The following is a 22,263-nucleotide window of genomic DNA, read 5'->3' as shown; positions in this document are numbered from 1 at the left end:
GCGCCATGGGCCAGGGAGTGGCGTGCAATCTGCTGCGCGCCGGCTTCGAGGTGCATGGCTGCGACGTGCGCCCCGAGGCCCACGAGGCGTTCGCGCGCGCCGGCGGTCATGCGGCCGACACGCCGGCGCAGGTCGGTGCCGCTTGCGATGTGCTGATCGTGCTCGTTGTCGATGCTGAGCAGACCGAGGAGGTGCTTTTCGGCGCCACCGGCGCGGCCGCGGCGATGTGCGAGGGCCGGGTGGTGGTGGCCTCGGCCACCACCCCGCCGGCCTTCGTGGCGCGGCTTGCGCAGCGTCTTTCGGAACGTGGCCTTCTTCTGCTCGACGCCCCGGTGACCGGCGGCGTCAGTGGCGCGGCGGCAGGCACACTGACAATGCTCACCTCGGGGCCCGAAGAGGCATATGCCGCGTGCGAGGATGTGCTTGCGGCAGTCTCTTCGCGCATCTTCCGGTTCGGCGCGACACCTGGGCTTGGCTCCAAGGTCAAGGTGATCAACCAGTTGCTGGTCGGCGTGCAGATCGCGGCCGCGGCCGAAGCCATGGCGTTCGGCATGCGGCAAGGCGTGGACCCGCAGTTGCTGTACGAGGCCATCCGCAGCGGCGCTGGCGACTCCTGGGCTTTCGGCGATCGGGCACCTCGAATGTTTTCGGGCGACGGCAGTACACACACTGCGCTGGACATCTTCGTGAAAGACCTCGCACTGGTGCTCGACGCAGCGCGCGAGGCCGAGTTTCCGACACCGCTGGCGTCGACGGCCTACGAGTTGTTCGCGAGAGCTGCGGCTGCCGGGCTTGGACGCGCCGACGACAGCGCGGTCATCAGAGTCTTTCCGGGGATCAGCTGAGTTCCTTGAGTTGGAAGCCCGGCGTTCGCGCCTGCGCGCCGGTCACGTGGACCCCCTTGGCCAGAAGCCGCCGCGCGAGCATATGGTCGCCGGCGCGGTTGATGGTCTCCACCGCGGCCAGTCGCTCGTTGCGGATGCAGAGCACCGTGCGTGCACGGGAATGCGGCTCGGCCAGGACCACGTGTTCATCGTCTGCGGCGCGCAGCCCGGCGATCTGAAGCTTCAAGTCTCCCTGGTCGCTCCAGAACCAGGGGACCGGGTTGTGCGACACCGTCTTTCCCACCAGACGCGCGGCCACGCTGCGCGCCTGGTCGGAAGCGTTTTGCACCGACTCGAGTCGGATCCGCCGGCCGGACACCTGATCCGGGAAGCCCGCCACGTCGCCGATGGCTGAGATGGACGGATCGGAGCTGACTAACTGCTCGTCCACGCTGATGCCGTTCTCGACTGCGAGCCCGGCCCGCGCCGCGAGTTGCGTCCGAGGCTCCGCGCCGATGCCGACCACCACGATGTCGGCAGGCAATTCCTGACCATCCACGGTGCGCACAGCGGCGATCTTCCGGTTCCTTCCTTCGAAAGCCGAGATGCCACATCGAAACAGCAGGCGCGTGCCGCTCTCTACATGCGACTCGACAATGACCTGGGCGCATTCGGCCGATGCTGCGCGGGCCAGTGCCCGGTCGGCGACATCCACCACTGTGACCTCCAGTCCGAGCGTGCGTGCCACGGCAGCAAACTCGAGGCCGATGAAGCCCGCGCCCACCACCACCGCACGCCGGCTGGCAAGCAGCCGCTCCCGCAGTCCGTTCGCATCGGTCAACGTCTGCAGGCTCAGCACGCCGTCGAGGGTCGCGCCTTCGAGCGCGATCTTGCGCGGGCTGGAGCCAGTGGCGATCACCAGGTGGTCGTAGGAGATGCTTTCGCCGGATTGCAGCGTAACGCGCTGCGCCTGGCGGTCGATGTACTCCGCACGCGCCAGCACCAGTTGAACTCGATGTTCGTCGAAGAAGCGCCCCGGTCGAAAAAGCAGATCCGAGGCCTTCGCCTTCGCGAGGAGGTAGGCTTTGGACAGCGGGGGACGCTGATAGGGCAGGCAATCCTCGTCTCCGAGCAGCATGATGTTTCCGTCAAAGCCTTCCTGCCGCAGGGACGCCGCGCATTGGAAGCCCGCGTGGCCGGCGCCGATGATCACGACCTGCTGCATTGCGAGCGCCTCCAGAAAGGTGCCATCGCCGCGCATATGCGCGCCCACGGGCCGGCGCCTTGTTCTGTTCGATGCAGCGCATGTCCCTCGGGTTCTGATTCAACGGTTTGGGGGCACGCCTTCTGATGCCCACTGATCTGGGCTTCGTCAGTTTCCAGCTTGTACGGGAGCAGCCATTCCATCTATATACCTCCTAGCCAGGAATGGTCACTTCAAAGACGTGGGCTGTCTGTCCCTGCAAAGGGGACATTCACGCCATCGATGCATTCGCAAACGCGACGTCGTTCGCAGAGTTGCAGCACTCGCCTGAGTGGGGGCGGCTGGCGGAAGGAGCTATGGCCATGCTAAAGCAGCTCCTGGGGCCAAAGTATGAGTTAAGTCGCAGAGACAGCTGTGAATTTCGATAATGCTTGGCGGTGATTCCGGCAAAGGATGTCACGGCTTCGACGGCAATTCGAGCACGCTAGCCTCAAGTTCTGGCATCTCTTGTCGTTACTTCGCAGTTTTCCGGCATTGCGTGTCACATGTCGAGAGTAGAGGAGGGCAGACCTCAACCTGAACCATGAGCGCATCGGCTTATATCGTGATGCCGAAGCGGGACGGCTTACCGGTTATCCCCGCCGTGGTGGGCGCGCAGCGGCAGGTATGAGTATGGACTGCTTCAGACTGCGTTGCGGCCATCCTGCTCGCAGCGTCAGCCGCGTCTCAGGCAGCTATCTCCCTCAAGTGTCTTTCCCGCATCCAGCGCCTCTTTCACCCGTCTGGCGTCATCCTGTTCGGCTTGAGATGGGTGGCATGCTCGGCTGGACAGCCCCGACGACGCCCGAAGCCCTCGCCGCCAATTCCTTGACTGTCGCTCTGAGCAGATCCATGTCCTTCCGGAATCGATCTGCCGGGCCAGCGACAGTGAGCGATGCGATGCACTCTCCATTGCCGTCGAATACGGGCGCAATCACGGACCCGACCCCAGCGATAGGGGTATCGATGGAACTGCACACACCTTCAGTCCGGATCTTTGCCATCTCGCGCGTGATCGAGGCCCTCGCGATCCCGGCCGGCATCTTGATCTTGAACTGCACCGAGGCCATGTACGCGTCCCGGAACCCCTTGTCGGCAAATGCGAGCAGCAACCAGCCGGTCGGGCTCGCATACAGCGGCCGAACCGTACCGACGGGTACTTGCAGGCGAACCGGATGCGGGCTATTGACAAGTTCGACAAACGCCACGGCCTCGGCCTCACGGTTGAGCACGCCGAGCAAAACGGTCTCGCCGGTGCGTTCAACGAGTTCTTCCATGAAAGGCCGGATCATCTTCGGGAAGTTCCATGCGGACATCACGCTCGCCGAGAGGCGGATGATCGAGGGGCCGATGCGATAGCTGCCCTCACTGTGGATCAGGTAGCCTTCGGCCACGAGGGGGCGCAGCAGATTCAGCAGGCTGCTTTTCGGCGCTGCCAGCGTTGCGCTCAACTCGGCGAGCGACATCCCGTTCTGCGTCAGCGACAACACGTCGAACAATCCCAACAGGCGCGTCAGGGAACGCGGGCCGGTGGTATCGCGTTCAGGGTCTTCCGCGGGCAGCGGCGCCGATCTCGCCTGTCTTGTCATTCGAATCCTTCGCCCATTCAGGGATGCTGAATCGCCATTTTACTGGGGCACCCCCCTACCGACTCTGGCGATTCATCGACAGGCGATTGACGAAGGTCGCGGCACGCGCTGCGCGATCTCTTCAGAGTTTCAATGCGCCACGCACGGCCTCGGCGATCGTCAGGATCGCGTCTTCGTCGCGTGTTGCCGGGTTGAACAGACGGTTGTGGCAGATCGCCACGGCGAGCTGCGCATCAGGATCGGCCCAGCCGATGGAGCCGCCCTGGCCGGGATGGCAGATCGCGCGCGGGTTCTTCGCCGAACACACTGGTGGATGTTCGCCGCCGAACCAGTAACCCCCGATCGTGATCGGGATCGGGAAGCCGAACATCACCGGATCGGCCTCGTCGCTGTGCGCACGCGGCGTGTTCAGCGTGGCCACCAGGCCTTCCGAGAGCAGCCGCACCCCGTCGAGCTCGCCGCCGCCAGCCAACATGGCCCAGAAACGCACTTCGCTGCGTGCGGTGAAGATGCCGCCCACCCCGGCCACCTCGGCGCGGCGCACCTCGGGTCGCTCGAACACCGCCGGTCCCAGCGCGACCGCGGGCGGCATCGAGGCGAGATAGAGCGGCGGCAAGTGCTCGGCCGGGAGCGGCCGCATCGCGTCGAACTGCCGCGCGATCCGCGGCTCGACAGCATCGGGGATACCGATCCAGAGGTCCGGCGCGCCGAGCGGCGCAGCGATCTCCTCGCGCACGAAGCGGCCGAGCGAGCGATGGTCCGGGTCGGCGCAGCGCACCAGTTCACCGAGGATCCATCCGAAGGTCATTGACAGGTACATGGTCTTCGCGCCGGGCTCCGCCAGCGGCGTGAGCTCGGCAATCGCGCGGGTCATCCAGGGCCAGTCGCACAAGCGCTCCGGGGTCATCCCCTCCGGCATCTGCGGAATGCCGGCGCGATGCGTCAGCACGTCGCGCAGCGTGGTTCTGCCTTTGCCGTGGGCGGCGTACTCCGGCCACCATGTCGCCACGGGTGCGTCGTAGTCGAGCCGGCCGCGATCGACCAGCATGTGCACTGCCGTCGCGGCGACGGCCTTGGTGACCGAGTAGACGTTGAAGAGCGTCTCGCCGTCGACGGGGCGGCCGTTTGCCGGATCGGCCAGGCCGCCCCACGCATCCACCACCAGGCGGCCGCGATGGTAGGCGGCCACCTGAATGCCGATCTCGCGGCCGCTGGCGATCGCGTCATCGATGGCGCGTTGCACCGGAGGGTTGGCGTCGAGCATGGGCGGGGTCAAGCGGGTCTCCTTTCGAGGTGGGCTGCACGGGTCGATGTGGCAGCGGCGACCTGGGCGCGCAGCGGGGCCTTCGATCGAAAAAGAAGCCTCGAAGCTCTTGTTGAGGCCTCGCCAATTGGTTTATATTGTAGAACGACGTTCAAATAAATGACGTCGCTTTTTCACGAGCTCGAGAGCCCTGGGCCCGGGTCGACAAAGGAGCAAGGCATGGTTCAAGGAGTAGCGCAAGACGCCGATGCGGCACTGCTGGCGGGCCGGTGCGCGATCGTGGCGATGCCGGGGCTGGCCCTCGGTGCTGCGCTGGCGCGCGGGCTGCGGCGGCATGGGGCGCGCGTGGTCGAGATCGACGTCGCGCCCGGCTCGCGCGCCGACGCGGAGGCCGCCCTCGGGGATGCCACGCGCGAGGCCGGCGGCGCAGACCTCGTCGTGCATGCGGGCGCCACGCCTGCGGCGCTGGCGTCGCGCCCGCTCGAGGCGCTTTCTGCCGAGCAATGGCACTCCGCCGTGCATCGCAGCATGCTCACGAGCCTGTACTTCCTGCAGGCGGCCCATCGCCAGCAGCGCGAGGCGGGCGGGGCGACGGTCGTCGTCGGCCCTTCGACGGCGCTGGTCGGTGCGGCCGGCCTCGTCGCGCTGATCACGCTGGCCGAAGCGCAGCGCACGCTGGTCAAGTCGGCGGCGCGGCAATGGGGCCGGCACGGCATGCGCCTCAACTGGGTCGGCGTCGGGGCGCAGCGCTACGCGCCCTCGCTGGCAGACGCCGCGCTGCCGCCGACGCCGGAGCTCGGTCCGCCGCCGCCAGCGCTCGGCCGCGTGCCCGAGGCGGAAGCCGAGGTGGCCGACGTGATCGCATGGCTCGGCAGCGATGGGGCGCGCGGCGTGACGGGCGCGAGCTTCAACCTCGACGGCGGCGACTGGATGGTGCCATGAGCGCCGCCCGGCCGCCCGAAGGCGCTCGCACCGCAGCCGAAGGCGAAGGTACTCCAATGAGCAATGCAAGCGCAACGACGACGACAACCGGCGCGGGCCTGCTGCAGGGCCGCGTCGCCTTCGTGACCGGCGCCGGCGCCGGCATCGGCCGCGGCATCGCGCTGGCGCTCGCCGCCGCGGGCGCGCGGGTGGCCGTGACCGGGCGCCGGGGGGCGACCTGCGACGACACCGTCGCGCTGATTGCCGCCGAGGGCGGCACTGCTTTCGCGCTGGAGGCAGATGTCGGCGACGCCGCGGCGGTGAACCGTGCGGTCGAAGCAACCGTCGCCCGTTGGGGGCGGCTCGACATCCTGGTGCAGAACGCGAACGCCGGCGCAGACTCGGCGCATCCGATCGCGCTCGAAGAGGTCACGGAAGAAGACTGGCTGCGACAGGCCCGCGTCGCCTGGGACGGCAACCTGCATTGCGCCCAGGCCGCGGTGCCGCACCTGCGGGCCAGCGGGAGCGGCCGCTTCATCGTGCTCGGCTCGGCCTTCGGGCTGCATGGCGCGGCGATGAATCCGGTGTATTCGGCGTTGAAGGGCGGCGACCGCGGCTTCGTCAAGTCGCTGGCGCGCGAGTGGGGGCCCTACGGCATCACCGTGAATGCGATCGAGCCCGCCGCTGCCACCGAGCCGACCCAGGTGTTCTTCGCCCAGAACCCCGCGGTCCGCGACGCCTACCTCCGCATGTTCCCGCTCGGCCGCATGGGCGCGCCGCGCGAGGACATCGGCCGCGCCGTCGTGGCGCTCTGCAGCGACCTGATGGGCTACGTCAGCGGGCAGAACCTGCCCGTCGACGGCGGCCTGTACACCGCATTGTGAGGACAGCCATGACGGGACGCGTGCAAGGAAAAGTGGCGCTGGTGACCGGCGCGGGCGGCGGCATCGGCGCGGCCTGCGCGATGGCGCTGGCGCGTGAAGGCGCCGCGGTCGCGGTCGGCGACATCGACCTGGCCGCCGCCGAGCGCCAGGTCGCAGCGATCGAGGCGGAGGGCGGCCGGGCGATCGCGCTGCAGGTCGATCTCGGCGACGAGGGCTCGGTGCTCGCGATGGTCGAAGCCACCGTCTCCCGGCTCGGCGGCCTCGACATCCTGCACAACAACGCGGCCGACACACGGCTCTCGTCGACGCGCGACCGGCCGGTTGCCACCGTCGAGACCGAGGTCTGGGACGCGATCCTGCGCGTCAACCTGCGCGGCACGATGCTCGCTTGCCGGGCGGCCATCCCGCACCTGCGCCGGCGCGGCGGCGGCTCGATCGTCAACACCAGCTCGAATGCGGCGCTCGCCGGCGCGCTCTCGCACAGCGCCTACAGCGCTTCCAAGGCCGCGATCAACTCGCTGACGCAGAGCGTCGCGACGCAGCACGGCAAGGAAGGCATCCGCTGCAACGCGATCTCGCCGGGGCTGATCGTCACGCCGTCGACCAGGGACAGCTATGCCGCCTCCGGCGTCGGAGAGATCATGCTGCGCCACCATCTGACGCCGCGGCTCGGGCGGCCCGAGGACATCGCGGCCGCCGTGATCTTCCTCGCCTCCGACGAGGCCGGCTTCATCACCGGCCAGGTGATCTGCGTCGACGGCGGTTCGCTGGCGCACCAGCCTTACGTCGCGGACTTCGCAGAACGCGAGGCAGCATCGTGAGCGATCTGGCGCAGCGTCTGGCCCGCGTCGAGGCTGAGCTGGCGATCGGGCAACTGCCCGCGCGCTACGCCGTCGCGGTCGACTCACGCAATGTCGATGCCCTGGTCGCGCTCTTCGCCGCCGATGTGGACTGCGGCCGCTGGGGCATCGGACGCGAGGCCTTGAAGCGCTACTACGCGAGCCGGCATGTGCTCACGGCCTTCTACCGCTCGGTCCACCTGGTGTGCGGCCAGACGATCGAGCTGATCGACGCCGATCACGCGAGCGGCACGGTCTACTGCCGTGCCGGACACGAAGACAAGGACCTGTGGATCGAGATGTCCATCTGCTATTTCGACCGCTACGTCCGCAGCGAAGGCCTCTGGTGCTTCGAGCGCCGCGACGAGAAGCACTGGTACTCGACCGACTGGCAGCAGCGCCCCAACCGCGGCGAGGGCGCGGGCTTCCAGAATTGGCCCGGCAAGTACGAAGGCCCGAAGTTCGCGCCGAGCCTGCCGCATGCCTGGCCGAGCTGGGCGGCCTACTGGGAGGCGCAGGGGGACGTTGCCCGACGCGCGGTGACGCATGCACCCTGATCCCGTATCCACGAGGAGCTGACGCATGCGCAGAGCAGCCATCGTCTCCCCCTTGCGCACCGCCGTCGGCGCCTTCGGCGGCAGCCTGAAGCCGCTGCCCGCCGACCAGCTCGCCAGCGCCGTCCTGAAGGCGCTGGTCGCCCGCAGCGGCATCGACCCGGAGCGCATCGACGAGGTCGTGATGGCCCAGTCCTACGCCAACAGCGAGGCGCCTTGCCTCGGCCGCTATGCCGCGCTCGATGCCGGCTTGCCGGTCGCGGTGCCGGGCATGACGCTGGACCGGCGTTGCGGCTCGGGGCTGCAGGCCGTGATCGATGCGGCGATGCAGGTGCAGACCGGCGCGGCCGATGTCGTCGTGGCCGCCGGCGTCGAGAGCATGAGCAATATCGAGTACTACAGCACCGACCTGCGCTGGGGCGCGCGCGCCGGCTCGGTCACGATGCACGACCGCCTGCAGCGCGGTCGCGAGCGCTCGCAGCCCGAACACCGCTTCGGCTACATCTCCGGCATGCCCGAGACCGCCGAGAACCTGGCGGGTGACTACGGCATCTCGCGCGAGGCCGCCGATGCCTTCGCGATGCGCAGCCATCAGCGCGCCGCCGCGGCCTGGCGCGAAGGCCGCTTCGCGCACGAGGTGGTGAGCGTCGCCGTGCCGGCGAAGAAGGGCGAGGCGTTGCACTTCGCGCGCGACGAAGGCATCCGTGCCGAGACCACGATGGAGACGCTGGCGAAGCTGAAGCCCGTGCTGAAGGGCGGCACCGTGACCGCCGGCAACGCGAGCCAGCAGAACGATGCGGCCGCCGCCTGCCTGGTCGTCGCCGAGGACAAGCTGGCCGAACTGAAGCTCGAGCCGATGGCCTGGGTGCGCGGGTGGGCCGTCGCCGGCTGCGAGCCGTCGCGCATGGGCATCGGTCCCGTGCCCGCGGTGAAGAAGCTGTTGGCGCGCACCGGCCTGTCGTTCGACCGGCTCGATCTCGTCGAGCTGAACGAGGCCTTTGCGGCACAGGTGCTGGCGGTGCTGAAGGGCTGGGAATGGAACGATGCCGACCGGCTCAACGTCAATGGCGGCGGCATCTCGCTCGGACACCCGATCGGCGCGACCGGCGTGCGCATCCTCGCGACGATGCTGCACGAGCTGAAACGGCGCCAGGGCCGCTATGCGCTGGAGACGATGTGCGTCGGCGGCGGGCAGGGGCTGGCCGCGCTCTTCGAGCGGGCCGGGTCGTAGTGAACCTCACGGGTCGTACCGCATTGACAGCGCCAACTCGACGCGTTTATATTTCAGAACGTCATTCGAGTATTGATACCTGATGCCCGCGAGGCAGCTCGCGTCCGGTGCAGCCAGAACCAGGAGAGACACACAGTGGATACCGCCGTGAAGCCCAAGGTGCGCGTGGACTACGTTCCGGCCGAGCACTACATCTCGCGCGAGATCGTGCAGCTCGAGAAGCGCCTGCTGTGGCCCAAGGTGTGGCAGCTCGCCTGCCGCCTCGAGGAGATCCCCTTTCCGGGCGACTACGTCACCTACGACATCAACGACGAGTCGGTCATCGTCGTGCGCCAGACGCCGGACACGATCCGCGCCTTCTACAACGTGTGCCAGCACCGCGGGCGGCGCCTGACCGAAGGCTGCGGGTCGGCCGCCAGGCTGCAGTGCCGCTTCCACGGGTGGCAATGGAGCCTGGACGGCAAGGTCATCCGCATCGTCGATCGCGACGACTGGCAGGGCTGTCCCGACATGAGCGACGAGGACTTCTCGCTGCCGGAAATCAAGGTCGACACCTGGGCCGGCTTCGTCTTCGTCAATTTCGATCCGGCCTGCGAGCCGCTCGCCCGGCACCTGGCGCCGGTGCCGGAATACACCGACTGCTACGAGTTCGAGAAGATGCGCTACCGCTGGTACAAGTCGGTGCGCCTGCCCTGCAACTGGAAGGTCGCGCTGGAAGCCTTCAGCGAGGGCTACCACGTCTTCGGCACGCACCCGCAGCTGCTCGATTGCCAGGGCGACGACGTGACGCGCAGCTTCACCTTCGGCAGGCACGGCATGTTCGGCTACCCGGCGCCGGCGCGGCTGCCGGGCGCGCCGTCGCCGCGCACCGGACGGCCGGTCCCGGACGACGTGCGCCCCGGCATCGTCAAGTTCTTCGCCGACCTGGAGGACCAGCTCAAGGCGATCACCACCCAGCGCGACCTCGATGCCGCCAGGCGCATCCTCACCGAGTGCTCGCCCGACACGCCGCACCTCGAGCTGCTGATGAAGGTGGGCCAGTTCCAGGCCGAGGCCGCGATCGCCGAAGGGGCAGGCTGGCCGAACATCACGGGCGAGCAGATCTACAAGGCCGGGACCGACTGGCACGTGTTCCCGAACATGATCTTCCTGATGTCGCCCGACGGCATGCTCTTCTACCGCGCCCGGCCGGACGGCGACAACCCCGACTCCTGCTTCTACGACATCTGCTCGATCGCGCGCTACGCGCCGGGCGCCGAGCCGAAGCTCGAGCGCGAGTTCTATTGGGGCGCGGACGACTGGAAGACCGACACCGTCGAGCGCTTCGGCCTGATCCTGTCGCAGGACTTCGCCAACATGACCGAAGTGCAGAAGGGCATGAAGTCCCAGGCCTTCCGAGGCGCGCGCACGAACCCGCTGCAGGAGTCCGCGATCTCGAACTTCCACCGCGCGCTGCGCGAGATCCTGTTCGACGAGACGAGCAGGGCCTGAGGACACGATGTCGACCAACGGAACCTGGGACGAGGCCTTCGACTTCGTCATCGTCGGCAGCGGCGGCGGCTCGATGTGCGCCGCGCTGGCGGCCAAGCAGCTCGGCAAGCGCGCCTTGATCGTCGAGAAGCAGCCGCTGATCGGCGGCTCGACCGGTTTTTCCGGCGGCGTCTGGTGGGTGCCGAACAATCCGGTGATGAAACGCGCCGGCGTGGCCGACAGTGCCGAGCGCGCGCGGCAGTACCTCGATGCGGCCGTCACCTACCAAGGCCCGGGCACCAGCCCCGCGCGGCGCGATGCCTTTCTGCGCAACGGCCCGAAGATGGTCGAATTCCTCGAAGGCCAGGGCATGAGGTTCGTCTACGCCGACGGCTGGTCCGACTACTACGACGAGCTGCCCGGCGGCGAGCCGCGCGGCCGCTCGCTCCTGGCCGAGCTTTTCGACACGCGCGAGCTGGGCGAATGGGAGTCGAAGCTGTCGCGCTACAAGGGCTTCAGCCTGCCGCTGCCGACCGATCAGTTCCCGTCGCTGATGCTGGCCAAGCGCACCTGGGGCGGCAAGAAGACCGCGCTGTCGATGGTCGGACGCATGCTGAAGGCCAAGCTGACCGGCCGGCGGCTCGCCGGCGCGGGCGCGGCGATCCAGGGCCGGATGCTGCAGATCGCGCTGCGCGAGCAGCTGCCGATCTGGACCGATTCGGCCCTTGCGCAATTCGTGCTCGACGGCGATCGCGTCGTCGGCGTTGCGGTGCAGCGCGACGGCAGGCTGGTGCGCGTGCAGGCGCGCGATGGCGTGCTGATGAACGTCGGCGGCTTCTCGCGCAGCGCGGCGATGCGCCAGCGCTTCCAGCCCCAGCCGAATTCGGCCACCTGGACCAATGCCAACCCCGGCGACACCGGCGAGGCGATCGAATGGGCGATGGCGCTCGGCGCGGCGGTGGACTGCATGGACGAAGCCTGGTGGGTCGTGACCTCGCTCGCGCCGGACGGCCAGCCGCCGAAGCCCGGCGGCTATGCGGCCGACGGCACGCCGCTGCCCTTCATGCACCACCTGGACCTGTCGCTGCCGTACTCGATGATGGTCGACCAGCTCGGCGAGCGCTTCTGCGACGAGGCCGGCGCCTACATGGAGATCGGCCAGCGCATGTACCAGCGCCAGCGCGAGACCGGAAAGGCCGTGCCGAGCTGGGTCATCATGGACAGCCGCCAACGCGCCTACTACCCCTGGGGCACCGCGCAGCCCGGCCAGGTGCCCGAGGAGTGGTTGAAGAGCGGCTACATGGTGAAGGCCGAGTCGATCGACGAGCTGGTGAAGAAGACCGGCATCGACGGGGCAGGGCTGGCGCGGACCCTCGAGCGCTTCAACGGCTTCTGCCGCAGCGGCGTCGACAGCGATTTCGGCCGCGGCTCGCGCGCCTTCGATCGTTGCCATGGCGATCCGACCGTGACGCCGAATCCCAACCTCGGCGCGATCGACAAGCCGCCGTTCTACGCGGTGCGCATGTACCCGGGTGACGTCGGCACGGCCGGCGGCGTGGTCACCGACGAGCATGCGCGGGTGCTGCGGGAGGACGGCTCGGTCATCCACGGGCTCTATGCCACCGGCAACTGCACCGCCTCGGTGGTTGGGCGTTGCTATCCCGGCGCGGGCGCGAGCATCGGCGCCTCCTTCACCTTCGGCTACATCGCCGCGCACCACGCACTGGGCGCACCCCTGCAATGACATCGACCAGGACGAATCCATGACACCAGACACGCGCATCGACCAGGCCATCCTGGTCGACATCTACCGCCGCATGGCCCTGATCCAGCGCAGCGACGATCGCTTCCGCGCGGTCATCAAGGCCGGCAAGATCGTCGCGCCGTACTACTCGCCACGCGGGCAGGAAGCGATTCCCGCCGCGGTGTCGGTGAACCTCACGAACGAGGACACGATCTGCACCATCTACCGCGGCATCCACGACATGCTCGCCAAGGGCGTGCCGTCGAAGCTGCTGTGGGCGGAGATCGCCGGCAAGGCGACCGGCACCTGCAAGGGCAAGGGCGGCCCGATGCACATCACGCACCCGGAGTCCGGCGTGATGGTGACGACCGGGATCGTCGGCAGCAGCATGCCGATCGCCAACGGACTGGCGCTGGCGGCGCAGATCCGAGGGCAGAAGCACGTGTCCGTCGCGTATTTCGGCGATGGCGCCTCGAACATCGGCGCCTTCCACGAGGCCTTGAACATGGCGGCGGTCTGGAAGCTGCCGGTGATCTTCGTCTGCCAGAACAACGGCTATGGCGAGCACACGCGCTACGAGCTGGCCACCTCCGCGAAGCAGGTCTCCGACCGCGCCGCGGGCTACCAGATGCCCGGCGTCACGATCGACGGCAACGACCCGCTGGCGGTGTATGCGGCGGCGCGCGAGGCCGTCAGCCGCGCGCGCGCCGGCGAGGGCCCGACGCTGATCGAAGCCAAGACCTTCCGCTTCCAGGGCCACGTCTTCGGCGACGCGGACGCCTACATGGCGCCGGGCGAGAAGGAGGCTGCGATGGCGAGGGATCCGGTGCCGCGCTTCCGCAGCTGGCTGATCGAAGGAGGCGTGGCCGAATCCGAGCTGGCGGCGCTCGAGTCGGCGATCGATCGCGAGATCGACGAGGCCGTGGCTTTCGCGCTGGAGAGCCCGGTGCCGGACTTGTCCGAACTGCAGCGGGATGTGCTGGCCGAGGAGGTTGCGCAATGAATACAACAAGCACCGTGCTCGACAAGGTCAAGCCGATGAACACGATCCAGGCCGTCAACCTGGCGCTCGACGAAGCAATGGGCCTGGACCCGAACGTCATCCTGCTCGGCGAGGACATTGCCGACGGCCAGGAGGGCGGCATCGTCGGCGTGACCAAGGGGCTCTCGACCAAGTACGGCACCTCGCGCGTGCGCTCCACGCCGATTTCCGAGCAGGCGATCATCGGCGCGGCGATCGGCGCGTCGATCGTCGGCATGCGGCCGGTGGCGGAGATCATGCTGATGAACTTCACCGCGGTGGCGATGGACATGATCGTCAACCACGCGGCCAAGCTGCGCTACATGTCGGGCGGGCAGACGCATGTGCCGATCACGATCCGCACGATGACCGGCGCCGGCTTCGGCACCGGCGGCCAGCATGCCGACTACCTCGAGGCCTGGTTCGCGCACACCGCCGGCATGAAGGTGGTGGCGCCGTCGTCGCCGGCCGATGCCTACGGCTTGATGCTGTCGTGCATCTTCGACGAAGACCCTTGCCTCTTCATCGAGAACATGCCGAGCTACTGGACGCCCGGCGCGCCGCCGCAGCTCGGCCAGCGCATTCCGCTCGGCAAGGCGAAGGTGCTGCGCGAAGGCCGCGACGTGACGGTGATCAGCTACAGCCGCATGGTGCAGGACTGCGCCGCGGTCGCGGACAAGCTGGCGAAGGAAGGCGTGGAGGTCGAGCTGATCGACCTGCGCACGATCTCGCCGCTGGACGAGGCCACCTTGCTGAGCTCGGTCGCGAAGACGCGGCGCGCGGTGGTCGTGCATGAAGCGGTGCGCCGCTTCGGCGTGGGCGCCGAGATCGCCGCGCTGCTGCACGAGCACCTGTTCAGCGCGCTGAAGGCGCCGGTGCAGCGCGTCGGCGCGAACCACTCGCCGGTGCCGTTCTCCAAGACGCTGGAGGCAGCCCACGTGCCGCAGCCGGCGACGATCGAGGCGGCGATCCGCAAGACGCTGGACTGAAGCGCGACCATCCCAAACGACCGAGGACATCCCCGTGGCCACCCAGGTTCTGCTCCCCAAGATCGGCTTTTCCATGAACGAGGCGACGCTCGCCGAATGGATGGTCGCCGACGGCGCCGCCGTCACCGAAGGCCAGCCGCTGTACGCGCTGGAAAGCGACAAGTCCGTGCAGGAGGTCGAGTCGCCCGCGACCGGCACGCTGAAGATCGTGGCCCGCGTCGGCGAGGTCTACGAGGTCGGCGCGCTGCTGGCCGAGATCGCATGATCGGCGCCGACCTTCCGGCGTGGCCGGTGGTCGACTTCGCAGCCTTCGGCGAGGTCGAGCTCAGGCCGCTTTCGCGCATCCAGGGCCTGACCGCCGGGTTCCTGGCTCGCAACTGGCTGAGCATTCCGCACGTCACGCACCAGGACGACGCGGACATCACCGCGGTCGAAGCGCTGCGTGCGACGCTGGCGCCCCGGCCGAGCGCACTGGCCTTCTTCGCGAAGGCGCTGGTGTCGGGCCTGAAGGCCTTCCCGCAGTTCAATGGGTCGCTGGACGCGAGCGGCAGGAACCTCGTGCTGAAGAAGTACTTCCACATCGGCATCGCGATCGACACGCCGCGCGGGCTCGTGGTCGGCGTGGTGCGCGACTGCGACCGCAAGCCGCTCGCCGACATTGCGGCCGACATCTCGGCCCTGTCCGCCAAGGCCCGGGGCCGCGGGCTGCCGATGAGCGACATGGAGGGCGGCTGCATCTCGATCAGCTCGCTCGGCGGCATCGGCGGCACCGGCTTCACCCCGATCGTCAACGCGCCCGAGCTCGCGATCCTCGGCATCGCCAAGGCCGAATGGAAACCTCGTCGCGGATCGGACGACGCGATCGAATGGCGGCTGAAGGTCCCGCTCTCGCTGAGCTACGACCACCGCGTGATCAACGGCGCCGACGCGGCGCGCTTCCTGCGGCATCTGGACGAGGTACTCGCCGAGCCGAAGCAGCTGCTCGCCTGAGGAAGTCCTGCAAGCCGCTCGTCATCGCGCATCCTCCAGAATCAGATCGGCCGCGCGCCATGCCATCGCCATCACCGGACCGTTGGTGTTGCCGGCGGGCATGGTCGGCGCGATCGACAGGTCCATCACGCGCAGCGCCTCGACGCCGCGCACCTTGAGCAGCGGATCGACGACGCTGCGCTCGTCGCCGCCCATGCGGCAGGTGCCGCAGGCGTGGTAGCCGCTCTGGCCGCCGCTGCGGAAGGCGTCCAGGATCTGTTCGTCGCTCTGCACCGCCGGGCCCGGTCGAGTCTCCGCTGTGATCCATGCCGCCAGGCTCGGTTGTTCCGCGACGCGGCGCATGAAGCGCATCGAGGCGATCGCGATGCGGCGGTCTTCCTCCTCGGCGAGGTAGTTGGGGTCGACCTCGGGCGGCACGTCCGGGTCGGGCGAGACGATGCGCAGATGACCCTGGCTGCGCGGGCGCAGCCCGTAGCTGAAGAGCTGCATGCCGGGGAAGTCTTCCATCGCCATGCCGCCCGCCGCGAAATCGAGCGAGAAGGGGCACATCATCAGCTGCGCGTCGGGCCGCGCGGCCCCGGGCAACGATCGGTAGAAGCCGCCGACCGGATACGAGCCCGTCGCCATCACGCCGCTGCGCGTCGACAGGTACCTGGTCGCATGGAGCCCGAGGCGCCAGCCGCTGAACTCGCGGTTCTGGGAATGGCGCCAGTCGGCGAGCCGCCACTGCGCCATGTACAGCAGGTGCTCGCGCAGGTGGAGCCCGACGGCCAGGTTGTGCGCCACCGCCCGGATTCCCAGGGAGCGAAGATGCTCGCCGTCACCGACGCCGGAGAGCTGCAGCAGGCGCGGCGATTGGAGCGCACCGGCGCAGAGGATGACCTCGCGCGTCGCGTCGAAACGCCGTGCGCGGCCATCGACCACTGCCTCGACGCCGACGGCCCGCCGGCCTTCGAACAGCACGCGGCGGACCCGCGTGTCGGTGAGCACTGTCAGGTTGGGGCGCGATCGCACCGGGGTCAGGAAGGCGGCGGCGGCGCTCTGCCGCACCCCATCGCGGATCGTGTAGCTCAGGTAGGCGATGCCTTCGTGATCGAGACGATTGAGGTCGTCGCGGCGCTCGAGGCCAAGGCGCGCACAGGCGGCGATCGTTGCTTCTGCCAGCTCGGTGCGCTCGCCGTGCGGCGTCACCTTCAGCGGCCCGCCGGCGCCGCGCAGGTCGTCGGCGCCGAGTGCGTGGTCTTCGATCGCCTTGAAGCTCTTCGCGATTTCGGCCCAGCCCCAGCCGGCGGCGCCCTGCGAGGCCCACTCGTCGTAGTCCGCGGGATGGCCGCGCATGTAGACCATGCCGTTGATCGCGCTCGATCCGCCGAGCATCTTCCCGCGCGCCCAGACCTCCTGCCGGCTGCCGTTGCCGGCGTGGGGCGCCACAAGGATGTAGTCGGCATGCTTCGGGTCCGCTAGCAGCTTGCCGAAGCCCTTGGGCATGGCGATCAGGGGGCTGTGGTCCTCGGGCCCGGCCTCGATCAGCAGCACCCGGTGGCCGGGGTTCTCGCTGAGGCGGTTGGCCAGCACGCAGCCGGCCGAGCCGGCGCCGACGATGAGGTAGGTCGCGTCGGTCACTGCAGCGCTCAGTCGAAGCGCACGTGGATGTGCTTGGGCACGCGCATCATCGTGCCCTGGATCCGCGGTGGCGGCATGTCGGGATCGAGGCGCAGGTTCGGCAGATGGTCGAGGATCGCATTCAGCGCCCGCGCCATCTCGACGCGCGCGAGGTGCTGGCCGATGCACACATGGGGCCCGAACGCAAACGCGAAATGGCGCTGTTTCTTGCGGAAGATGTCGAAGCGGTCCGGGTTCTCGAAGCGCGAGGGATCGCGGTTCGCCGAGCCCGAAGCCACTGAAAGGCAGGCGCCTGCCGGCAGCTTCACCCCGCAGAGTTCGGTGTCGACCGAGGGTGTGCGTGTCGCGATCAGCACAGGGCCGTCCCAGCGCAAGGCTTCCTCGATCGCCTGCGGAATCAGCGAGCGGTCCTTGCGCACCGCCTCGAGCTGGTCCGGATGGGTCAGCAGGCCGGTCAGCAGGATGCTCGTGCCTCGGTAGGTGGTGTCGCCGCCTGCATTGACGAGCTGCCGCAGGAAGGAGATCAGGATCTCTTCGGGCAGGCGCTCGCCGTCGACTTCGGCATGTGACAGCAGGCTCACGAGGTCATCGCCCGGGTCCGCGCGCCGCTCCTGCGACAGGGCCTTGAAATACACGCCCAGCTTGTGCGACGCCTCGGTGCCGTGGGCCACGTCATACGACACCACCGTCTGCGCGATCGCCAGCTTGTGGAAGATGCCGACGTCCTCCGGCGGCAGGTCCAGCTGCCTGTAGATGATCTGGAACGGGTAGTGGTGGGTGAACTCCTGCACCAGATCGGCTCGGCCGCGGCCGCTGAACTTCTCCATCAGCGACGCCACGACGGGATCGACCAGCGTCTCGCCCCACTTCGATACCGTGTTCGGCAGGAACGCCTTCTGGAAGATCTTGCGATAGCGCGGATGGTCCGGCGCATCCATCGTGCTCACGCTCTGGCCGAACGAGATGCCCAGGTTGCGCGCGTAGATGCCGTTCGAGTAGGTCTGCGGATCCAGGAAGACGCTCTCGACCGCGTCGTAGCCGAGCACCAGGTACGCCGGCAGAACCGCCATCGTCACGTCCGGATGCAGGCCCAGCGCGCTCCGGTAGTCGAAGGCATGCACCGGCCCTTGTTCGCGCCACCGGGCAAGCTGCGGGTAGGGATCGTCGTGCTCGCCGAACGCGGCGTCATCGGAGACGAAGGGGTCGTAGGCCGGGTCGTCGAAGTCCTGGATGCGGGGGATGGCGCCCATGGTGATCCTTGTCGATATCGGCGGCATTGATATTGCAGAACGATGTTCAACTATACGACTTGGTTTTCTACGTACGCGAGCAACTGCTCTCGGGTTTTCCCGGATCATGACGGATTAATTGCAGAATAGTATTCACCAAATAGAACGACTGTCATGCGGATAGTCGCACGGTGTTGATGGGGTCGCCGGCGCAGGGGTCGCCTGAGGAGACTGAAATGCTCAGTGGTCTGAAAGTGTTGGCAATCGGCTCGGCAGTGGGTGTGTTCGGCTCGCTCGGCTATCTGAAGTCGGACGCGTCCGATGAAGCGCGCGCCGCGGCCCCCTCGAAGGCCGAGGTCTGCCGGGCGGGCGGCAGCAACCTGCCGGCTGCGACGGCCCAGGAGTGCTACCGGGAGATGGTTCGTGCCTACGGCCACCTGGGAGGCTCGATCGGCCAGGTCTTCGCGGCGTCGCGCCGCTGAGGTCGGCGCCTCGCCGACCGCGCCCGGGCCGGCGCGCACCGCGCGGCGAGCCTGAGCCGGAATTCGCTTCGGATGCCCTGCGATGCCATCGTGCGATGGCTTGTACAGGCGCGTCTGCCCCTGATGGAATTGCCCTGCGGCCGCCCGTGGCGTCGGGCTGCACCGGCATGTGAAGGCATGCTGCAAAGGGTTTGCAATGTTCTTAAAGTAGACTATCATTCGACTATACGAACAGCGAGGTGAGTCTTATGAACAGCCTGCAAATCGATTCGAATGGCACGTTGACCGAACTCGTCGCATTCAAGTGGCTGATGGCCGGGCGCGGCTGGTGGGTGGATGTGCCGCGCTTCTGGCGCGACGCGGCCTACGCACGCGAGTGCGCACAGAAGGGCGCCGAAAGCGGTCTGGAGCTGCTCGCGCGCAGCAGCGCCGCCTTGCTGGCGCAGGTGCCGCGACCGACACTCCAGGGGACCTGATCCTCACTTCACTGCCATGTCCAGAAAGCCCTTCTCGCACATTCGCGTTCTCGATCTGTCGCGCGTCATCGCCGGCCCGCTGGCCGCGCAGATGCTCGGCGATCTCGGTGCCGAGGTGATCAAGGTCGAGCGCCCCGGCGCGGGCGACGATGCGCGCAGGATGGGCCCGCCGTTCCTGAAGGACCGCGACGGCCGCGACACGCACGAGACGCCGATCATCCTGGGCAGCAACCGCAACAAGAAGTCGATCACGCTCGACCTCGCCCAGCCCGAGGGCCAGGGGCTGGCGCGCCGGCTGGCCGCGATGTCGGACGTGCTGGTCGAGAACTTCAAGGTCGGCGACCTGAAGCGCTACGGCCTGGACCAGGCAAGCCTGCGCGAGCTCAATCCGCGCCTCGTCTATTGCTCGGTGACCGGCTTCGGCCAGACCGGGCCCTATGCGCCGCGCCCCGGCTACGACTCGATCTTCCAGGCCATGGGGGGCCTCATGAGCGTGACCGGCTATCCGGACGAGGAGGGCGGTGCGCCGGTCAAGACCGGCCCTTCGATCGCCGACTTCGTGGCCGGGCAGTTCGCCGCGATCGGCGTGATCACGGCCCTTTACGAGCGCGATGCGAACCGCGAGGCCAGCGGCGGCCGCGGCCAGCACGTCGATGTCGCGCTCTTCGACTCGCTGGTGGCTTCGCTGTCGCACTACGCGGCGCAGTACCTGGCGACCGGCGAGGTGCCGGTGCGGCGCGGCACGCAGGGCAGCGGCGGCTTGCCGTCGCAGGTCTTCCCGTGCGCCGATGGCGGCGTGATGGTGGTGTGCGGCAATGACGAGCAATACCGTCGCTTCTGCAGCGCGCTCGATCACCCCGAGCTCGCCGACGACCCGCGCTTCGCGACCAACCCGCTGCGCGTGGGCAACCGCAAGCCGCTCGCCGCCACCTTCGATGCGATCACGCGCCGCTGGCGCCAGGCCGACCTGCTCGCCGCGATGGAAGCTGCCGGCGTACCGGCCGGGCCGATCCGCGATCTCAAGCAGGTGTTCGACGATCCGCAGGCGCAGCACCGCGGCCTGGCCGCGGAGGTACCGCATCCACTGGCCGGCAGTGTCAGGATCTGCACCAATCCGATCAAGTTCTCGGACACGCCGATCACCGACTACACCGCGCCGCCGACGCTGGGCCAGCACAACGACGAGATCTACCGCGGCCTGCTCGGCCTGGCCGCCGAGGAGATCGAACGCTTGAAGTCGAAGGGAGTCGTGTGAGCGGCGAGCGCGATGCGCTGGTCGTCATCGGTGCCGGACATGCCGGCACCGAGCTCGCGGTGCAGGCGCGCGAGGCCGGATGGCAGGGCCGCATCCAGCTGGTCGGCGACGAGACCGCGCTGCCCTACCACCGGCCGCCGCTGTCGAAGGCCTACCTGGCCGGCACCGCGACGCTCGACTCGTTGCACCTGAAGGCGCGCGCCACGCTCGAGAAGGCCGGCGTCGAGCTGGTGCAGGGCCGGCGCGTGCAGACCGTGGACCGAGCGGACCGGCGCGTCGCGTTCGAGGACGGCTCCTCGATCGGCTATGCGCGGCTGGCGCTGGCCACCGGTGGGCGCCCCCGTCCGCTGCCGCCGGCGATCGCGGGCGCGGCCATTGGCGCCGACAACTTCCACTACCTGCGCACGCTCGCCGACGTCGATCGCATCCGCCGGCACTTCGAGCCCGGTGCGCGCGTCGCGATCGTCGGCGGCGGCTACATCGGCCTCGAGGTGGCCGCGGTGGCGGTGAAGGCCGGGCTGAAGGTCACCGTGCTGGAGGCGGCCGACCGCGTGCTCGCGCGGGTGACCGCGCCGCGCGTGTCGTCCTTCTACGAGCAGGTGCACCGCGAAGCCGGCGTCGACCTGCGCGTCGGCGTGCAGGTCGACGGCTTCGCGCTCGATGCGGCGCGCCGCAGGGTCACCGGCGTGCATTGCGCCGACGGCGAGCGCCTGGCCTGCGACCTGGTGATCGTCGGCATCGGCCTGGTGCCCAATACCGAGCTCGCCGCCGCCGCCGGCCTTGCGGTCGACGACGGCATCCGCATCGACGCCTGCGCACGCACCAGCGACCCGCAGGTCGTCGCGGCCGGCGATTGCACGCGCTTCGACAGCGCGCTGTATGGCCGCTGCGTGCGGCTCGAGTCGGTGCCGAATGCGCTCGAACAGGCGCGCTCCGCGGCGGCGGCGCTGCTCGGGCATGAGCGGCCGTTCGAGAGCGCGCCGTGGTTCTGGTCCGACCAGTACGACCTGAAGCTGAAGATGGTCGGCCTGTCGCAGGGCCATGACCAGTTCCTGTTGCGCGGCTCGGTCGAGCAGCGCTCGTTCTCGGCCTTCTACCTGAAGGGCGAACGCGTGATCGCGGTCGACACCGTGAATCGCCCGGCCGAGTTCATGCTGGCCAGGCGCATCGTCGGCGAACGCATGGCCATCCCGCCCGAGCGGCTGGTCGACGACGGCGCGCCGCTGAAGAGCCTGCTTGCGGAAGCCTTGCCCCAATAAGGAGAAAACCACCGTGCCCCGTTTCACGATCATCGAGCACACCGGTGCCGAGCACCAGGTCGACGCCGAAGTCGGCCAGTCGGTCATGCAGGGCGCCATCGACGCCCTGGTGCCCGGCATCCTCGCCGACTGCGGCGGCTCTTGCAGCTGCGCTACCTGTCACTGCTACGTCGACGAAATCTGGATGTCCAGGCTGCCGCCGCCGGAATCCACCGAGCGCGACATGCTCGAGTGCGTGCTCGAGCAGCGCGAGACGAGCCGCCTGTCGTGCCAGTTGCGCGTCACGCCCGCGATCGAGGGCCTCGTGATCCGCCTGCCCGCATCGCAAGTCTGAAGCACCCCAATTCGAGCCGTGCCGCGACCGCGCGGAGTGGCA

Annotated in this window: 22 protein-coding genes; 17 read left to right on the top strand and 5 right to left on the bottom strand. The window is 68.5% G+C overall.

Going from position 1 to position 22,263, the window contains the following annotated elements; genetic code table 11:
- Positions 1-5 precede the first annotated feature (5 nt).
- Complete coding sequence (gene ltnD / locus ACSQ86_RS16205) at positions 6-845, top strand: L-threonate dehydrogenase (RefSeq protein WP_436310272.1); 840 nt, start codon at positions 6-8, stop codon at positions 843-845.
- Here ltnD and ACSQ86_RS16200 read toward each other — a convergent pair.
- The 3 genes from ACSQ86_RS16200 to ACSQ86_RS16190 all read right to left on the bottom strand — a co-directional run bounded on the left by ACSQ86_RS16200 (position 838) and on the right by ACSQ86_RS16190 (position 4,932).
- Complete coding sequence (locus ACSQ86_RS16200) at positions 838-2,097, bottom strand: NAD(P)/FAD-dependent oxidoreductase (RefSeq protein ID WP_436309129.1); 1,260 nt, start codon at positions 2,095-2,097, stop codon at positions 838-840. The genes ltnD and ACSQ86_RS16200 overlap by 8 nt on opposite strands.
- Positions 2,098-2,816: 719 nt before the next feature.
- Entirely contained in the window at positions 2,817-3,656 is an 840-nt protein-coding gene (locus ACSQ86_RS16195) for an IclR family transcriptional regulator (RefSeq protein WP_093103566.1), read from the bottom strand.
- 121 nt (positions 3,657-3,777) lie between these two features.
- Positions 3,778-4,932 (bottom strand): serine hydrolase domain-containing protein, encoded by a 1,155-nt coding sequence (locus tag ACSQ86_RS16190; RefSeq protein ID WP_436309128.1) that lies wholly within the window; start codon positions 4,930-4,932, stop codon positions 3,778-3,780.
- A 207-nt stretch (positions 4,933-5,139) separates the two neighbouring features.
- On the opposite strand from ACSQ86_RS16190, the gene ACSQ86_RS16185 reads away from it, so the two are divergent.
- The 11 genes from ACSQ86_RS16185 to ACSQ86_RS16135 all read left to right on the top strand — a co-directional run bounded on the left by ACSQ86_RS16185 (position 5,140) and on the right by ACSQ86_RS16135 (position 15,563).
- Positions 5,140-5,862, top strand: a complete 723-nt coding sequence (locus ACSQ86_RS16185) for an SDR family oxidoreductase (RefSeq protein ID WP_436309127.1) — start codon at positions 5,140-5,142, stop codon at positions 5,860-5,862.
- Positions 5,863-5,918: 56 nt separating this feature from the next.
- On the top strand, positions 5,919-6,725 hold the full coding sequence (locus ACSQ86_RS16180; RefSeq protein WP_436309126.1) for an SDR family NAD(P)-dependent oxidoreductase: 807 nt from the start codon (positions 5,919-5,921) through the stop codon (positions 6,723-6,725).
- A gap of 8 nt (positions 6,726-6,733) precedes the next feature.
- Positions 6,734-7,546: an SDR family NAD(P)-dependent oxidoreductase gene (locus ACSQ86_RS16175; RefSeq protein WP_436309125.1), complete on the top strand. Its 813-nt coding sequence runs from the start codon at positions 6,734-6,736 to the stop codon at positions 7,544-7,546.
- Positions 7,543-8,121 carry a nuclear transport factor 2 family protein gene (locus ACSQ86_RS16170; protein WP_436309124.1) on the top strand — a complete coding sequence of 193 codons (579 nt, stop codon included), beginning with the start codon at positions 7,543-7,545 and terminating at the stop codon, positions 8,119-8,121. Before ACSQ86_RS16175 ends, ACSQ86_RS16170 begins: the two co-directional genes overlap by 4 nt.
- Before the next feature lie 25 nt (positions 8,122-8,146).
- Positions 8,147-9,349, top strand: coding sequence for an acetyl-CoA C-acetyltransferase (locus tag ACSQ86_RS16165; RefSeq protein WP_436309123.1), 1,203 nt, complete (start codon positions 8,147-8,149; stop codon positions 9,347-9,349).
- 135 nt (positions 9,350-9,484) lie between these two features.
- Positions 9,485-10,840 carry an aromatic ring-hydroxylating oxygenase subunit alpha gene (locus tag ACSQ86_RS16160; protein WP_436304298.1) on the top strand — a complete coding sequence of 452 codons (1,356 nt, stop codon included), beginning with the start codon at positions 9,485-9,487 and terminating at the stop codon, positions 10,838-10,840.
- A gap of 7 nt (positions 10,841-10,847) precedes the next feature.
- Positions 10,848-12,563: an FAD-binding protein gene (locus tag ACSQ86_RS16155; RefSeq protein WP_436309122.1), complete on the top strand. Its 1,716-nt coding sequence runs from the start codon at positions 10,848-10,850 to the stop codon at positions 12,561-12,563.
- Positions 12,564-12,582: 19 nt separating this feature from the next.
- On the top strand, positions 12,583-13,566 hold the full coding sequence (locus tag ACSQ86_RS16150; RefSeq protein WP_093103554.1) for a thiamine pyrophosphate-dependent dehydrogenase E1 component subunit alpha: 984 nt from the start codon (positions 12,583-12,585) through the stop codon (positions 13,564-13,566).
- On the top strand, positions 13,563-14,573 hold the full coding sequence (locus ACSQ86_RS16145; protein ID WP_436295642.1) for an alpha-ketoacid dehydrogenase subunit beta: 1,011 nt from the start codon (positions 13,563-13,565) through the stop codon (positions 14,571-14,573). The genes ACSQ86_RS16150 and ACSQ86_RS16145 overlap by 4 nt, the downstream gene beginning before the upstream one ends.
- Before the next feature lie 34 nt (positions 14,574-14,607).
- A complete protein-coding gene (locus tag ACSQ86_RS16140; protein WP_093103551.1) occupies positions 14,608-14,838 on the top strand; it encodes a biotin/lipoyl-containing protein in 231 nt (76 codons plus the stop codon).
- Positions 14,835-15,563 carry a 2-oxo acid dehydrogenase subunit E2 gene (locus ACSQ86_RS16135; protein ID WP_093103549.1) on the top strand — a complete coding sequence of 243 codons (729 nt, stop codon included), beginning with the start codon at positions 14,835-14,837 and terminating at the stop codon, positions 15,561-15,563. The genes ACSQ86_RS16140 and ACSQ86_RS16135 overlap by 4 nt, the downstream gene beginning before the upstream one ends.
- Positions 15,564-15,584: 21 nt before the next feature.
- On the opposite strand, the gene ACSQ86_RS16130 is transcribed toward ACSQ86_RS16135, so the two are convergent.
- Both ACSQ86_RS16130 and ACSQ86_RS16125 read right to left on the bottom strand, forming a co-directional pair.
- The gene (locus tag ACSQ86_RS16130; protein WP_436309121.1) at positions 15,585-17,186 is read right to left on the bottom strand and encodes a GMC family oxidoreductase; all 1,602 of its coding nucleotides are present in this window, start codon (positions 17,184-17,186) and stop codon (positions 15,585-15,587) included.
- Between the two features lie 8 nt (positions 17,187-17,194).
- Positions 17,195-18,436 carry a cytochrome P450 gene (locus tag ACSQ86_RS16125; protein WP_436309120.1) on the bottom strand — a complete coding sequence of 414 codons (1,242 nt, stop codon included), beginning with the start codon at positions 18,434-18,436 and terminating at the stop codon, positions 17,195-17,197.
- A 215-nt stretch (positions 18,437-18,651) separates the two neighbouring features.
- On the opposite strand from ACSQ86_RS16125, the gene ACSQ86_RS16120 reads away from it, so the two are divergent.
- From ACSQ86_RS16120 to ACSQ86_RS16100, 5 genes are all read left to right on the top strand, one after another.
- Positions 18,652-18,897, top strand: a complete 246-nt coding sequence (locus tag ACSQ86_RS16120; protein WP_436304293.1) for a hypothetical protein — start codon at positions 18,652-18,654, stop codon at positions 18,895-18,897.
- Positions 18,898-19,145: 248 nt separating this feature from the next.
- Positions 19,146-19,373, top strand: a complete 228-nt coding sequence (locus tag ACSQ86_RS16115) for a hypothetical protein (protein ID WP_093103542.1) — start codon at positions 19,146-19,148, stop codon at positions 19,371-19,373.
- Positions 19,374-19,389: 16 nt separating this feature from the next.
- Positions 19,390-20,628, top strand: a complete 1,239-nt coding sequence (locus tag ACSQ86_RS16110; protein ID WP_436309119.1) for a CaiB/BaiF CoA transferase family protein — start codon at positions 19,390-19,392, stop codon at positions 20,626-20,628.
- Positions 20,625-21,887, top strand: a complete 1,263-nt coding sequence (locus ACSQ86_RS16105) for an NAD(P)/FAD-dependent oxidoreductase (protein ID WP_436309118.1) — start codon at positions 20,625-20,627, stop codon at positions 21,885-21,887. Before ACSQ86_RS16110 ends, ACSQ86_RS16105 begins: the two co-directional genes overlap by 4 nt.
- 13 nt (positions 21,888-21,900) lie before the next feature.
- Positions 21,901-22,221 carry a 2Fe-2S iron-sulfur cluster-binding protein gene (locus tag ACSQ86_RS16100; RefSeq protein ID WP_436304291.1) on the top strand — a complete coding sequence of 107 codons (321 nt, stop codon included), beginning with the start codon at positions 21,901-21,903 and terminating at the stop codon, positions 22,219-22,221.
- The last annotated feature ends 42 nt before the right edge of the window (positions 22,222-22,263 follow it).

Source organism: Variovorax sp. LjRoot130, from assembly GCF_964253755.1.
In the GTDB taxonomy this organism is placed as follows: Bacteria; Pseudomonadota; Gammaproteobacteria; order Burkholderiales; family Burkholderiaceae_C; genus Variovorax.
The sequence above is the reverse complement of the archived record's forward strand: the minus strand, read 5'-3'. Positions and strand labels throughout refer to the sequence as shown.